A 14491-nucleotide genomic window follows, 5' to 3' on the forward strand; every position below is an offset into this window, starting at 1 on the left:
CGGCGATGTCGATCGCGTCCCAGGGGGCGTCGAGCGGCGCGTGCTCCGTCGAGGCGGACAGGACCAGATCGGACAGGACCTTCTTCGAATCACTCATGGCGTGCTTCCTGTGGTGAGGGCCACGGCCGGAGCACCGGAGCCGCGGCGGCTTGTGCGGGGGGGGAGGCCCGCCGGACACTGCCGGTCCGACCTTCCTCGGCAACCCGTCGACCGGCCTTGGACGGGGGCGGGGCGAACAGGTGGAACGGGTCGGCCGTCGCCGCGGGTTCCAGCACCGGGGTCACCGGGATCACGGTCTCGGATACGGCATCTGCTCGCCCTGTGCGGATGCCATCACCGTAGAACCGGCCGACCGGCGGCGCATTTCCGTCAGTGCACCGCCGATGTGCTCACCGTGCATACAGCACCCTGCGTCCGACGTTGCAGGTCACGAGCCTAGCGACTCGATGTGTTCTGCGGCTTCCAGCGGGCGATCGGGCGACGGCTGGGCAAGCCGGTACCGATGGATCCGGAGGGTGATTGCGGGCATCCGGTGCTCGGGTTCGATGTGGAAGCCGATCGGGTTGTTCTCTTGGCTGAACCGCCGGTCAGCTGACCACGGACGCCGGCTGCGGTTCGTAGAAGGTCCCGTCGCGGAGCATCGCAAAGAGCACGTCGGCCCGACTGCGGGCGAGGCAGAGCAGGGCCTGGGTGTGGTGTTTGCCCCGGGCGATTCTCTTGTCGTAGTAGGCCCTCGATGCCGGGTGGGCGGGGACGGCGAAGACGACAGGAAGAAGGCCCGCTTCCGTTGCTCGTTGCCGCGTCGGGAAGGCCGTTCACCGCGTATCGAGGATCCTGAACTCCTGGTCGCGGGAGCCAGGCCCGCGCAGGAGGCCAGGTGGGCGGCGGTCGGGAGGCCGGTGCCGTCACGGACGTCGATGAGGATGCGGGCTCCGGACCTGACGCCAAGGCCGGGCATCGGCCACTTGCTCCGGGTGCGGTACGCAGGGTTCGGGCACGAAGCCGTCGGACCCGACAGACGGCGGCTGCGGCGGCGCGGTGAGCGCCTCGCCGACCTCCCACGACCGCCGTCAGCGCAGGTGAAGAGGTCGGGCCGGCCCGGGCCGGGCGCGTCGAAGGGACGCCAGAACATTCGAAGCGGATAGCACTCGCCCGGCCCTGCCGCAGGTCGCGCACATACCGCTGGTACAGCTGCACGAGGCCGATCACCGGCAGTGGATCGGTCTCGGATGCCCCGGGATCCGGTGCTCCCGGTGCAGCTCGCTTCAGGAGCTCCCGTTCGTCGTCCGTCGGTCCGGAGGCCCGTTCGCGGGTCCAGGTGGGAGCCAGAACCTGCCGATAGCGGCGGATGTCGGCCGGGCGCCGCCCACGCCGACAGCCGTGGGCCTCGTCGCACACCGGCTGCGGCTCGTCCGCCGGCCACAGCATGAGACCGCCCACGGAACTGGCCGACAGGTCTGGTCTGCCCGGCCACGGACGGAGCCGAGTCGTCGTCCCCCGGAAGGCTGCCAGTTCCGGGAAGAGCGCCTCGACATCGAGCGGGCGTGGGGGTTGTCCTCGTCATGGACGCGACCTTCAGACACCTGACCACCCCGGTCAGCGTGTATCTCTCAGGGCCCCGGCAGCTACGCCCCCGCACTGGCGCTGACTCCGTGAGTTTCAGTCCCGCCTGCCGGTGAACTCGGCGAGGGCACGGTCGATGTCGATGTGAAGGTTCTCCGTTCCCGGCGGCACGAGAGAGAACGTCCGCCACAGGAACGAGGCGACCTCTGACTCCGCGATGTCGATCAACGCCGCACCGGCGGGAGACCTCAGGACGATGCGCACGGAGTACCGGTGGCGGCGGTGCCGGGGAATCACCAGCACATCCCCGGAACCTGTGGGCCGACGCAGGCCTTCGCTGAGCAGCGAGCGGGCGAACACCCAGTCCACGGGTCTGTCCAGGGGTGCGCCGAGGGAGAGCCGGACGGCGTAGGGGTCGGTCGTGTCGTAGTGCAGCTCCGCGGGCAGCGGGGCCGACAGCCCGTCCGGGAAGCTTATGTGCACTGTCACGATGCTTATGACTGACGGTGGAGGCTGGTTCATTTCATTCCCCAACAAGGGCTTCAGGAGCAGATTCTCTTTGAATGACCCTAAAATCCGAGAGTGGGGGCCTCTGCTCGCGGAATGCACGGAATATGACACGCGAAAGCACCGGACATCGGGACCTCATATCGATGGTCCGCGCGGGTGACGGGATCTACGGCACCGAGGCCCGGCTCTCACGCCATTCACGGGGGGACATCCCGTGAACGGTCCGGAACACACGGCTGAAATGTGTGGCGTTGGTGAAACCCCATCGATGGGCCACTGCGGCGATCGTGGAGCCGCTCCCGTGGCGCGTCAGGTCTCGCCGGCACTCCTCCAGGCGACGCCGCTGGATCCACCGGCCGACGGTGACGTTCTCACTCTCGAACAGCTTGTGCAGGTAGCGCAGGGATATGTGGTGTGCTCGGGCGATGGCCCGCGGGGTCAGGTCAGGGTCCGCGAGATGGCGGTCGATGAAGGCCTGGATCCGCAGCAGCAGTGCCCTGTTCCCGGTGGACGTGTCCGTGTGCGACCGGCCGAGCACCTCGTCGGCGAGGACGCCGAGCAGATCGACGACGTTGCGGGCCATCAGTTCGCTGGTACGTGGCGGGTAGGTTCCCGCACCGTCCACGAGCCCGGCGAGAAAGGGCGAGAGCAGGTCGCCGAGGGACGTGCCGGTGCCGAGCGGAGTGGCGGTGACCTGCGCCATGTCGGACTCGCTCAGGCCCAGGATGTCTCGCGGCAGGACGAGGGACTTCGTCCGGAAGGCCTGGGGAAGATTCAGCCGGACGGGACGCGCCATGTCGTAGACGAAGATGTCCCCCGGCCCGAGCAGTGCTTCACGGCCATCCTGCTCCAGTCGGGCGACTCCTCTGTCCAGCAGTTTGACGACCACGTAGTCGTGTTCGCTGCCCTGGGCGACAAGTCGGCGCGTACGCAGGGCGGTCAAGCAGTCGCCGTCCACGGTGACCGCCTGGAGCCGGCCGAGCTGTGCCGTGCGGATCGTGCCGGAGTACACCTCGTCGGGGACGGTCATGTGTACGGCGCCGAAGGTCTGGGACAGGGCTTCGCGCCAGTAGGCCCGTCTGCGGTCGACGGGCAGCGAATCGGTGGTGTGGAAGCTACTGGGTGCGCTTCTTTCCAGGACATCCGGCGACATGATCTCCGCCCTTCAACCGGTGTGCTTTCTGGAACACCGTGTCAGTGGGCCGAGGCCGGCACATCGCGTGAATCCGCTAGATCAGGGGCGCACGACGGAAGGAGGCTGCTCTCACTTGGCGGCTCCATCGGTGGCTCCGTCGGTTACGTAGCGCTGAGCGACGACGAGCATTACGGCGGCGGGGACGGACGCCATGACTGCGGTGGCTGTGATGGCGTTCCACTGATTCGTGTGGGCACCGATGTACTGGTAGATGCCCAGGGTGACCGGCCGAACGGATTCTGTGGTGGTCAGAGTGAGAGCGAAGAGGAAGTCGCTCCAGGTGAAGAGGAAGGTGAAGACGGCAGCGGTGATCAGCGCGTTCGCGCTCACCGGGAGCACCACGGAGCGGAAGACGCGGAGCCTGCCGGCGCCGTCCACCCGCGCGGCTTCGATGATCTCTCCGGGAATGCTCCGCATGGACGCGCGCATGATGATGATCGCGAAGGGGACCCCGGCGGTGGAGTCGGCGAGGATCAGTCCGAGGTAGGAGTTCAGCAGCCCCAGGTCGTTGTAGGCACCGTAGAGCGCGTTGGCCACGGCGATGCCCGGCGCCATCTGGGTGATCAGGATGCCGAACAGCACGAGATCGGCTCCGCGGAGACGGAACTGAGTCAGCGCGTAGGCCGCCGGCGCCGCAAGCCCCAGGCTGAGGACGACACTGCCGAGGGCTACGACGAGGCTCGTGACGAGGTTGCGTCCCTGATCGCGCAGTGCGGTGACGTATCCACTGAGGTCCGGGTGGGAGGGGAACCAGGTTCTCTGCAGTGTGTTGCCCGCAGGCTGGAGGGAGGCGTTCACCATCCAGTAGACGGGAAAGAGCATCAGCGCGAGCAGGGCGATCCCGACCACGGTGGACGGCCAGCCACGGCCGGGTGCGCGCTTCACGGGCTCACCTCTCAGACATTTTGGGCGCGACGGCTGGCGCGCAGGTGGACGACGGCGAAGGCGAGAGAGAGGACGATGAGCACGTTGCTCATCGCGGCACCGCGCCCGAACTCGAACTGCCGAAAGGACAGTTCGTAGGACTGGGTGGCGAGGGTCTCCGTGGCGCCCGCCGGTCCTCCGCCCGTCACTACGAGGATGATGTCGAGCACCTTGACCGTGTAGACCGCACCCAGTACCAGCACGACGCTCACCGCGGGCCGCAGCAGTGGCCAGGTCACATGGCGGAACGATGCCAGCGAACCGGCGCCGTCCAGCTTCGCCGCTTCGTACAGGTGTGCGGGGATGTCCTGCAGGCCGCCGTACAGGATCGCGGTGTTGAAGGGGATTCCGACCCAGATGTTGACGAGGATCACCGAAACCAGCGCCTGTGACGTGCCGGTGAGCCAGGGGACGCCGGACGACGTGAGGTGGAGGCCTCGCAGCGCTGCGTTGGCGACTCCGGTGTCGGGATCGAGCAGCCACCTCCACGTGGTTCCGGAGACGACCAGCGGCAGTAGCCACGGCAGCAGCAGCAGGGATCGCAGAAGGCCGCCGAGCGGGAAACGGCGCTGGAAGAACAGGGCGAAGGCCAGGCCGAGTGCGAACTGCCCGATGACCGAGCCGGCGGTGAACAGGAACGTGGTCAGCAGGGCCTTGGGGAACAGGTCCGATGAAAGGATCTTCGAGTAGTTCTCCATCCCCACGAACGGCGCGGCACCCGTGTAGAACGTCGTGATCGTGTACTGCTGGAAACTCATCACGAGGTTCTTGACGAGCGGGTAGCCGAAGAACAGCAGCAGGTATGTCGCGGCGGGCGCGATGTACATCCACTGGGCCAGACGCTCCAGGAAACGTGCCCGGGCCACGTCAGTCACCGATCGCGGTCTGCTGGGCATGCCTGAGGGCTTCCTCCGGTGTCTGCTCGCCCGTCAGCGCGGACTGGATCGCGGTGTATATCCCGGTCGCCGCCTTGGGCCACTTGACGCCGAGCTCCCTGGTACGGGAGCGGGCCGCTTGCACGCTCTTGACGAAGGCGGCCATCGACGGGACCTGTTCGGCGTACCGGGAGGCCACCGTGGAGCGGGAGGGGACGGTGAAGTGCTGCTTGGCCAGGGCGAGCATGCTGGAGGGTTCATTGAGGCAGGCGAGGACCTGGGCGGCCTTCTCCCGGCGGGCCGTGGAAGGGCTCTGCGGGACTGTCCATACTTCCCCGCCGAGAGGGGTGACCGGGGTCTGCCCCGTCTGGGGGACGGGGATGGGGGCCACCCCCCAGTGCAGGTTTTTGTCCTTGTTCAGGGCCGGGATCCGCCAGGGGCCGTTGATCATCATGGCGGTCCTTCCGGCGACGAACTGGTCGTGGACGTCGGCCTGGGTCCAGTTCAGTACCGACTTGGACATGGATCCGCGCTTCACCAGGTCGACCCACAGCTGGAGTGCCTGTGCGGCCCGCGGGGTGTCCAGTTGCCTCTCCTCCCCGCCGTTGGACCACAGGAAGGGCAGGAACTGCCAGGCACTCTCGAACGTGGGGTTCGCGTCGACCGCCATGCCGTAGCGCCCTGGACGGGTCAGCTCGGCCGCCGCCGCCTTCAGCTCGTCCCAGGTCCCGGGGACGGCGACACCGGCCTCGGCGAGCATGTCCTTGTTGTAGAAGAGGGCGACGGTGCTGACGTACGGCGCCAGTCCGTACACCTTTCCCTCGTACGTGCCCGCAGACAGGATGCCCTGGGCGAAGCCCCTGGAGTCGATGCCGTACCGGTCCAGCGGGGTCAGCGCGCCGGTCTGCGCGATCTGCTGAAGGTCGGGGTTGTCCAGCATCAACAGGTCGGGAAGGGTCCGCGACGACGCCTGTTGCAGGACCTTGGGGATCAGCGACGCCCCCGGCACGCTTGCCTGCTCGACCTTTACGCCGACGGTCCTGCCGCAGGCGCTGAGCGTCTCGCCCCATTGGCTGTGTTCGGGTTCGTCGGTGTAGTAGTCGAGCGCCGTGATGGACGTGACCTTGCTCGTGGCGGACCCAGCGCCGGTCGCGCCCCCGCACCCTGTGGCGGCCACTACCAAGGCGATGGCGGCGGTCAGGCGGGCGGCTGTCCGCCACGCCGACGATCCGGCCGGTGAGATCATTTTGGTGCCTTTACCGAGTGACTGTCTGGGACCGGGGCCGGCGTCGCAAGGGTGAGCCGACGCTGCGGTTGCCGTCAAGATGGCCTGTACCAGCACCTTCCGTGCGAATGCATGCTATAGGGCGCCTGGGCTGTTGATACTGCGGACCTTTCGGAAGATCGACTTCACGGGACGCGGCGGCGCCTCACGTATGCACGAAGTCGTGTGATCACCTTTTTCACCTGCTCAGAAGGGTTACCGAAGCCCGTGCCTGTCGTCATGGCCGGTGCCCTGTTCGACGGCTTCCCGGATCATCGCGACCACGGCGTCGGGCTGTGAAAGCGCGACGGCGTGCGAGCCGTCCAGCAGGTACTCGGTTGCCGCCATGCGTTGGGCCATGAAGCGCTGAGCAGTGGGGTTCAGCATCCGGTCGGCGGTCGCGATGGCGTACCAGGACGGCTTGGACGCCCAGGCCGGCGGGCCCGATCTACCGGTCAGCGCACCGTGGGCGATCGGGCGCTGCGCCACGGCCATCACGTTCTTCACGTGGGGTGGCAGGTCGGCGGCGTACACCTGCGGGAACCGTCGCTCACTGATGTAGAGCTCGCTGTTCGGGAGACCGGGAAGTTGCCCCGGAAAGTCGGCGGTGAAAGTCGCGTCGGCCACCGGCATGGGGGGAAACCGGCTCGTGATGTCCAGAACGCACTCGCCGGCATCGAGGCCGAACGCTGCGACGTAGCACAATGCCAGGACGTTGTCGGCGTCGGTGGCGGCGTGCGTGATGACGGCGCCGCCGTAGCCGTGGCCGACCAGCACGACAGGGCCGTCGATGTCGCGCACCACGCTGCGGAGGTAGGAAGCGTCCTGCGTCAGGCCGCGCAGTGGGTTCGCCGGAGCACGCACGGTCGAACCGGCGGTCTGAAGGAGGCTGGTGACCCCTGCCCAGGATGAGGCGTCGGTGAATGCCCCATGCACAAGCACGATGGTCGGCGGTGGGGGGACAGGTGGCATGACGGTGCCCTCCGTTTGGGTTTGCCGTCCCAGCAAAGTGGGTTCAGGCCTGGAGGGGCATCGCGTGAACGTACCAATTCATCGACGTGTCGGCTCGGCATCAGGCAGGGCCCTGACCAGGTTGGCGAGCTGGACCCGGGAGTTGACCGTCAGCTTCCGGAAGGCTGAGGTCAGGTGTGTGTTGACCGTGTGCGGTGAGACGACGAGCAGGTCGGCCGCCGACCGGTTGGTATGGCCCTCGGCGATCAGACGCGCGACCTTCTTCTCCGAGGCCGTGAGAGCACCCCATCCCTGGACGGGGCGCTGTATGCACGCCGCCCTGCGGCTGCCGGCCCCCGCACCGTCCAGATCGTGCTGCAGGCGTGCCGCCGCCGCGTGAGCGCCTGACTCGGCGAACAGATCATGGGCCTGCGTCAGGGCCGCGACTGCCTGAGGTCTCCGCCCCGCTGCCAGGAGTGCCCGTCCGAGATCGGCGGAGGCGGCAGCGCGGGCCAGTGGGCGGGGGCTCGCCTTGAGCAGCGCTACAGAATCCTCCAGCAGGGACGGGTCATTTTTCACGAGCCCGAGGGCCTGCGCCGCGATGCCCGTGGCGGTCGGCACACCAGGGTTGCTTTCGGCGTGGGCCCGGGCCTGTGCGGCCAGGTCCTCGGCGAGCGCGTGGTCCGCGCCGCACAGGGCCGTGCGTATCGCGGAATCGACCCATCCGCGCAACAGGCGCCAGCGCATGAAGAAACCTTCCTGCTGCACCTGTCGGATCTTGTCGACAGCAAGCTCGATGTCCCCGTCGGTCTCCGCGTGGACGGCTTCCAGGAAGCGCACCGCAGCCGTGTTGCCCGGGTTCGGTTTTACCGTCAGTCGTTCCTGCGCTGCGGTCAGGTGCTTCCGTGCCGTTTCCCGGTCGCCGCGCAGCAGGGCGATCCGGGAGCGGATCACGCGAGCGTTCACCTGCTGGACCGGTACCTGCACGTCGTCTTCCAGGCGCTCCATGGTCGCGAAGCCTGCGTCAGCGTCGTCGAGCCGGCCGAGTCCCAGATCGTGCTGGCCCTGTGCCCACAGCATCATGGCCTGCCGCATCGACCCGGCGTCGTCCGCCGCCTGCAGAAGCAGCCGTCCGCTCGACGCGAAGTCGTCCATGTGCAGGTGTGCGACGATCTCTTCGGGAAGGAAGGCGGGATCGATGGTGCTGAGCGCGGCGAAGCGCTCGAGCGCCACGGCGCTCTCACCCGCGTTCTGCGCGACCTCGCCGAGCCCGCACAGAGCCAGGACGTGTGCCTCCCGGTCACCGGCCGCGGTGGCGGCACGCAGCGCGGCCTCGCCGGCCTTACGCGCCGCGACCAGATCATCCCCCCGGGACAGAGCCAGCGCTCGCAGGGCGGTCAGCTTCGCCTCGGCCTGCGGAGCGGCGCCCGTGACGGCGAGGGCCGATTCCGCCCGGCGGCGCAGCTCCTCGGCGAGATCCATGCTCCACAGCGTTCCGCCGAGGGCGGCCTGCAGCCGACTGAACACGTCCAGCGGCGGGCGGCAGGCCAGCAGCCGGTCTCCGGTCGACAAGGCTTCTCGGCTCCTGCCGGCCCGGGTCAGGCACACGATGGCCTGCTCACCTACGTCGAACCACAGCGGCCGGGCGGGCGGCGCCAGTTCCAGGGCGCGTGTCACGAGGTCGGCCGCGAGGTCCGGCGTGACCGGCAGCACGTCCTCAGCGGCTCGCCGCAGCAGCGCCACAGCCTCCTCGTCTCCGGGCAGGGCGCCCCTGAGGACGTGCGGCACCGCGTCGATCGGCCGATGGCCCGCGGCCACAAGATGGCGGGCAGCCTCCCGGTGCAGAGCCTTCCGGGCCGACGGCGGGATGTCGACGTAGACGGCCTGGCGCAGCAGATCATGCCGGAAGACCAACTGGTCGCCGTCGTCGTCCAGAAGCCCGGTGTGCAGCGCCTCCTCAAGCGCCGGGATCAACGTGGCGGGCGATTGGCCGCACAGCGCGGCGGCGGCGTGGAAGCCGAACCCGCGCCCCAGCACGGCTCCCATCTGAAGGAAGCGCAGGGTGCCGGCCTGCAGGGATCTGAGTCTGCCGCGCACACCCACCACGAGCGTCGAGGGCACGAGATCACCCGAGGAATCAGTGCCACCCAGTCCCGCGAGCATCTCGACCGCGAGAAACGGGTTTCCTCCGGCCCCGTCGAGCAGGTCCCGTACCCTCTCGTCAACGGCTGCCCCCAGGGTGTCTTCGGCCAGCTGACGGATGGCCACCCTGGACAGCGGTCCCAATGGCACAGCAACGGTCGGGAGTTCGCGGGCCGCGGACGCAACGATCTCTTCCGCCTGCCCAGCCGGATCCGGTCGCCCGGCCAGCGTCCACAGAACCGGCGAGGTACGCAGGCGTGCGGGAAGTTGCTTCAGGGCAAACCGGCTCAGCGGGTCGGCCCACTGCAGGTCGTCGAGGGCGATCAGCACCGGCTTACTGCCCGCTCTGGCTTCGATCGCCTCCGCCAGGCGCTCCACCAGCCAGATCCGCTGATCCTGATTACGTGCGAGATCCGCGAAGGCGTCGCCGGAGAGCAGCGGCTGATCGCCGTGCAGGACGCAGGCCGCCAACGACGAGAGCGGCACGATGCGGTGCAGCTCCTCGGCCTTGCCGAGGCCGACGGAGAATCCCGCTGCCCTGGCCATGGTGACGACCTCGGCGAGCAGCGTGGTCTTGCCGATGCCCGGTTCTCCCTGGAGCAGGGCCAACCCGCCGCATCCGGTGCGGGCCACCGAGGCGATCAGGGCCTGCAGTTCTTCGCGTTCGGCCTCTCGGCCGCGCAGACCGCTACAGGTCAGCAAACCTCCTGACCGCATCACGTACACCCCTTCCGGCCCGTACTCGCCTGTCGGAGCCGTGCTCACCCCCGCGCTGACGGGTGACAGCAACCTCGGCAGCAGTTCCCCTTCCCCGAGGTGACGATCGTGCCAATGGACCGTGGACGCGCGCATCACACGAGTCCGTACCGACCGTCAGGAGGTCGTGGGATACGAAGCAGTCACTCTCCGTGTTCGCGCGCGTCCACGAGGCGGGCGAGTTCGACCCGGGAGGTGATGTCGAGCTTGGTGAAGGCGTGCCGCAGGTGTGAGCTCACGGTGTGCGGTGAGATCGCGAGGCGTTCGGCGGCCTGCCGGTTCGTCAGGCCCTGAGCCACCAGGCGGATCACCGCGACCTCCGAGGCGGTCAGCTCCGGCCACTGCGTGACGGAGCCCTTGGACGTGGTACGGCGCCGGTGTGCCCCCAGGGCCCGCAGGCGACGGCGGACACGTGCGGCGTCCCGCTCGGCACCCGACCGGATGTAGAGGTCGAGGGCCTGGTCGAGATGGGGTACGCCGTGGACGCCGCGCCGTGCGGCCAGCTTGCGCCCGGTGTCCTCGAGGGCCGAGGCCCGGGGAATCGGCCGGGAGAGACCGTCGTACAGCTCGGCGGAGCGCACGAGGAGAACGGGGTCGTTGTCGAGCAGTCCCCGGGCGTGCGCCGCGGCCGCCGCGAGGATCGGGAACCGCGGGTTGGCGGCCGCCCGGCGCTCCGCCACGGCGACGGCGGCCGCGGCACGTCGCGGTGCGCCCGCCCGCAGGGCCATGCGGACGAAGACGGGTGCGTCGGCCGGATCGTCCGGGCTGGCCAGGGAGGGGCCGTCCAGGTCGAACGTCCCGAAGGATTCGTCGAGCAGCGCCATGGCCCGGCCGGGATCGTTCTCGGCGTCCGCCACCAGCGCCAGCAGCCAGGAGCCGACGTTGCGCACGAGGATCGCCGGGTCGTTGAGCATCCGCTTCGCGTCGGTCGCGTAAGCTCGCGCCGCCTCCAGGTCGTTCATGTGCAGGGCGACGCGTACCAGCGTGTACAGGGCGGTGGCGTCGGCGAAGTTGCCCATGCCCAGTTCGTCGGCCATCGCGGACGCCGCCTCGGCCTCGGCCCGCGCGTCCTCCAGGCGGCCCGCGTCCAGCAGCACCCTGGACCTGTTCATGATCCACAAGCCCATGGCCGCGGCCTGGCCCTGGCGCTGGGTCTCGCGCACTCCGGCCTCGGACTCGGCGAGCGCCTCCGCCGAGCGGCCCGCCGCGTTCAGCAGGAACGCCGTCCACAGGGCCTCCGGCACCCACAGCGAATGCGCGAACCCGACTTCGCGGGCCAGGGCCGACGCCCGGTCCGCGGACTCGAACGCGGCACTCCAGTCCATCCGGTAGAACTGCACGACCGAGTCGACGGCGACCGCGGTGGCCTCGGCGGCCTTGTCCTGAGCCTGCGCGGCGGCCTCCAGGGCATCGGTCACGGCGTGCGCGGTCGCCTGGAAGTCTCCCACCATTGACAGATCGAGGCACCGCAGCGCGAGCAACTGGGCCCGCAGCGAGGCCGGGATGCCGGGAAGAGCGGCTCCGGCCTCAGCCTGCTGGGCCGCCTCGGCGAAGTCGTACTGACCGGACACCCGCGCCAGGCCGAGCCGCACCTGTGCTTCGGCCTCCGGCTCCATGCTGCCGGGCAGGGCCACAGCGGCAAGTCCCCTGGCCTCGGCCGGCTGTCCGGCCTGCCAGAGCAGCAGCATCGTCTCGGCGATGATCGCCGCTCGGTCCGGGTCCTGCTCGGCGGTGAGTTCCAGTGCCTGGCGGCTGAGTTCCACCGCTGACGACGGCGCGGACGTGGCGAGTTCCGCCGCGGCGGCTCTCAGCAGCTCCACGGCCCTGCGGTCACCCGGCCCCGCACTGTCCAGCATCAGGGCGGCCGCCTCGGTCAACGGTGCCCCTCGCCGCAGCAGGACGTCCGCCGCATGCCGTCGCAGAGCCCGGCGTACAGACACGGGCAGACCGCCCTCCACGGCTTCGCGGATCAGGTCGTGGCGGAACAGCAACCGGTCGTCCCGTTCGACGAGCAGATGCGCGTGCAGAGCCTCCTCCACCGGTGCGATCAGCGTTGCCGTCGGCTTGTCGAGCAGTTCGGCCAGGAGGTCGACGGTGACCGTGCGGCCGACGGCGGACGCGGCCTGCACGATCTCCCGGGTCGGTTCGGAGAGCTGGTCGAGACGCTGTCGTACGGAGGACTGGAAACGGTCGGGAAGCCGTCCGCCCGTCAGACGCGCCACGCCATGCTCGACGACGAGCGAGTGTTCGTCGCGCATGCTGCGGAGCAGCTCCACCAAGAGCAGGGGCACCCCTTCCGCACGACGGGCGACGCTCAGTGTCGCCGGATCCGGAAGGGCCCCGAGCACATCCTCCGTGATCTGGGCAACCGCGGTGTCGGCCAGCAGCCCGAGCCGGAGCCGATGGGCGCCGGACTGATCAAGCCGGTCCAACGTCATACGCACGCCGGCCGCCCTCGCGCCACTGCGGACGGCCACCAGCCACAGAATGGCGTGGGAGGACAGACGGGCCGAGAGCGTGCGCAGCGCGAGGAGCGTCACATCGTCCAGCCACTGGACGTCGTCCAGGATGATGACCAGCGGGGTGCTGAGCGCCGCCTCTTCCAGCCGGTCCTGCAACTCCTGCAGCAGCCAGAACCGCTGCTCGGGCGCCGCCGCGAGACCCCGCAGCTTGTCCATGTCGAACAAGGGCTCGGGGCCCGTCAGCAGACCGTCCAGCAGCGGACCGAGCGGAACGAACTGACCATCGGGATCCCCGCCTCCCCGGAACACCCTCAGCCCACGGCGCACCGCAGCGACCTGTACCTCCACCAGGAGACGGCTCTTGCCACTGCCGGGCACACCTTCGACACACACGATGCCGCCACGGCCCTGAGCCAGCACGTCGAACCGTGCGCCGATGAAACCCAGCTCCTCTTCCCGGCCGCGTACGGGAGGCCGTACGTCACCGGCTACGTCAGTGAGGAACGGCTGCTGAGAACGGTCCAAGTCGGGCCCTATACGAGTGAGTGGCCCGGAGGCGACAGAAGATGTTGAACCGGATGAGTTCCCCTTCAGTCTGCCATGTCCCGGCCGCCGGGAAACAGCTCCGACCTTCAGGCGAGACCGCACCTCCTGCCTTCTCCGCAGTGGGCCCGGACCTGGTCGGAGGGCAACGCGCCGAGTAAGGGACCGACAGCGAGGGAATGCCGCCAGGCAGTGTCAGCGCCGCGCAGCACCAGCCCCCGGGAGCGTGCCCCCGAACGTTGACCGAGCCGTGTGACGGGCGCCGGACCGTGCTGGGTGGACGTCATCCGCCGCGACGTTGTCGGCATTCACCGCGCGTGCCTCGCCGCTTCGCAAGCCGCATCGGCAGGTCCGACCGAACGCACACGACCCGCCTCCCTCGGACACTCGCAAGATGGCGTCCTGGGACACGCAGCCCTCGAATATTCCGTTGGATCAAGGGCTGCATCGCCCAGCCTCCGTCTCCGACCAACGGAGTGGCCCAAGGCATCACAAGGTGCTCCGGCAGGGCCGGTTTCGGTTCGGGCCGGTATCCGCCCCTCTGCACTCGGGGTCGGCAGCCGCTCACGCGACCAGGCACATGACGCCTGATCATGCTGTTGACCTGCAACAACACACCCAACACGCGGGAGGAAGGCACATTCGACCCGAATTCGCCCCCGACCCCCTCCCACCGCGGCAACGACCAGCCTTGATCTGCAGCCATGCGAGTTCTGCCGCTGCACCAGTCGCATCCCGCCGGAAAAACGCCAGACAATGAGCAATGCGGATATACACCATAATTCTACGGTCGCGGATCAACACCGACCTACAGCGCAGGTACACGACACGGCGGCGCTCCCCATGGTCGGCGGGCCGCAGCACGACGCCTCACATCACCACTCTCACCAGGGCTTTCCCAAGCACCCTTCTGTGACACGGAAGCCGTATTGCGCCCCCTGCAGCCCGTCACGACGATGTCGCCACGACCCAAAGACAGGAGCCCAACGCCATGCCTCACACCACCGCATTCGCCAGGAACCAGTGGTACAGCTAGCGCAACTTTCTGACCTGCGCTTGTGTGGGGGCGATGATGCTGTGACCTGCTAAGGGTTGTCCCGTAACCCCGAGGAGTTGCGCCACGGCCCTTTGGCCACGAAGGTCTCAGGCTTGGCCGTGGCTCCCTGAGGCACTGCAATCACGCCGCTGGGTGCCGGACGACTCCCGCCACTGGTCCACCACGTCGTCCACTTCATCCAGGGCCGGATCGCGACTTCCGCTGGGCGCGTAGGCCGGTGACCGGTCAGCGCGTAGTGGCAGATGTGCG

The 14491-nt window shown here is 68.8% G+C and carries 8 protein-coding genes and 1 pseudogene; all 9 read right to left on the reverse strand.

Annotated features, from left to right (window positions below; all coding sequences use genetic code 11):
- Nucleotides 1-587: 587 nt before the first annotated feature.
- Nucleotides 588-958 (reverse strand): annotated as a pseudogene (locus IE239_RS40495) (transposase); the annotation flags it as partial.
- 701 nt (nucleotides 959-1659) lie between these two features.
- Entirely contained in the window at nucleotides 1660-2052 is a 393-nt protein-coding gene (locus IE239_RS40500; RefSeq protein ID WP_229878772.1) for an SsgA family sporulation/cell division regulator, read from the reverse strand.
- A 187-nt stretch (nucleotides 2053-2239) separates the two neighbouring features.
- Nucleotides 2240-3226, reverse strand: a complete 987-nt coding sequence (locus tag IE239_RS40505) for a helix-turn-helix domain-containing protein (protein ID WP_190154454.1) — start codon at nucleotides 3224-3226, stop codon at nucleotides 2240-2242.
- Between the two features lie 111 nt (nucleotides 3227-3337).
- Entirely contained in the window at nucleotides 3338-4153 is an 816-nt protein-coding gene (locus IE239_RS40510; RefSeq protein WP_229878773.1) for a carbohydrate ABC transporter permease, read from the reverse strand.
- Between the two features lie 11 nt (nucleotides 4154-4164).
- Nucleotides 4165-5058 (reverse strand): carbohydrate ABC transporter permease, encoded by an 894-nt coding sequence (locus tag IE239_RS40515; RefSeq protein WP_229878775.1) that lies wholly within the window; start codon nucleotides 5056-5058, stop codon nucleotides 4165-4167.
- A 1-nt stretch (nucleotide 5059) separates the two neighbouring features.
- Nucleotides 5060-6313 (reverse strand): sugar ABC transporter substrate-binding protein, encoded by a 1254-nt coding sequence (locus IE239_RS40520; protein WP_190154456.1) that lies wholly within the window; start codon nucleotides 6311-6313, stop codon nucleotides 5060-5062.
- 234 nt (nucleotides 6314-6547) lie between these two features.
- A complete protein-coding gene (locus tag IE239_RS40525) occupies nucleotides 6548-7303 on the reverse strand; it encodes an alpha/beta hydrolase (protein ID WP_229878774.1) in 756 nt (251 codons plus the stop codon).
- Between the two features lie 78 nt (nucleotides 7304-7381).
- Complete coding sequence (locus IE239_RS40530) at nucleotides 7382-10276, reverse strand: helix-turn-helix transcriptional regulator (RefSeq protein WP_308435459.1); 2895 nt, start codon at nucleotides 10274-10276, stop codon at nucleotides 7382-7384.
- Between the two features lie 47 nt (nucleotides 10277-10323).
- Nucleotides 10324-13167 (reverse strand): ATP-binding protein, encoded by a 2844-nt coding sequence (locus IE239_RS40535; protein WP_190154457.1) that lies wholly within the window; start codon nucleotides 13165-13167, stop codon nucleotides 10324-10326.
- Nucleotides 13168-14491 lie beyond the last annotated feature (1324 nt).

The sequence above is a fragment of the Streptomyces humidus genome, from assembly GCF_014649655.1.
GTDB classification, from domain to species: domain Bacteria; phylum Actinomycetota; class Actinomycetes; order Streptomycetales; family Streptomycetaceae; genus Streptomyces; species Streptomyces humidus.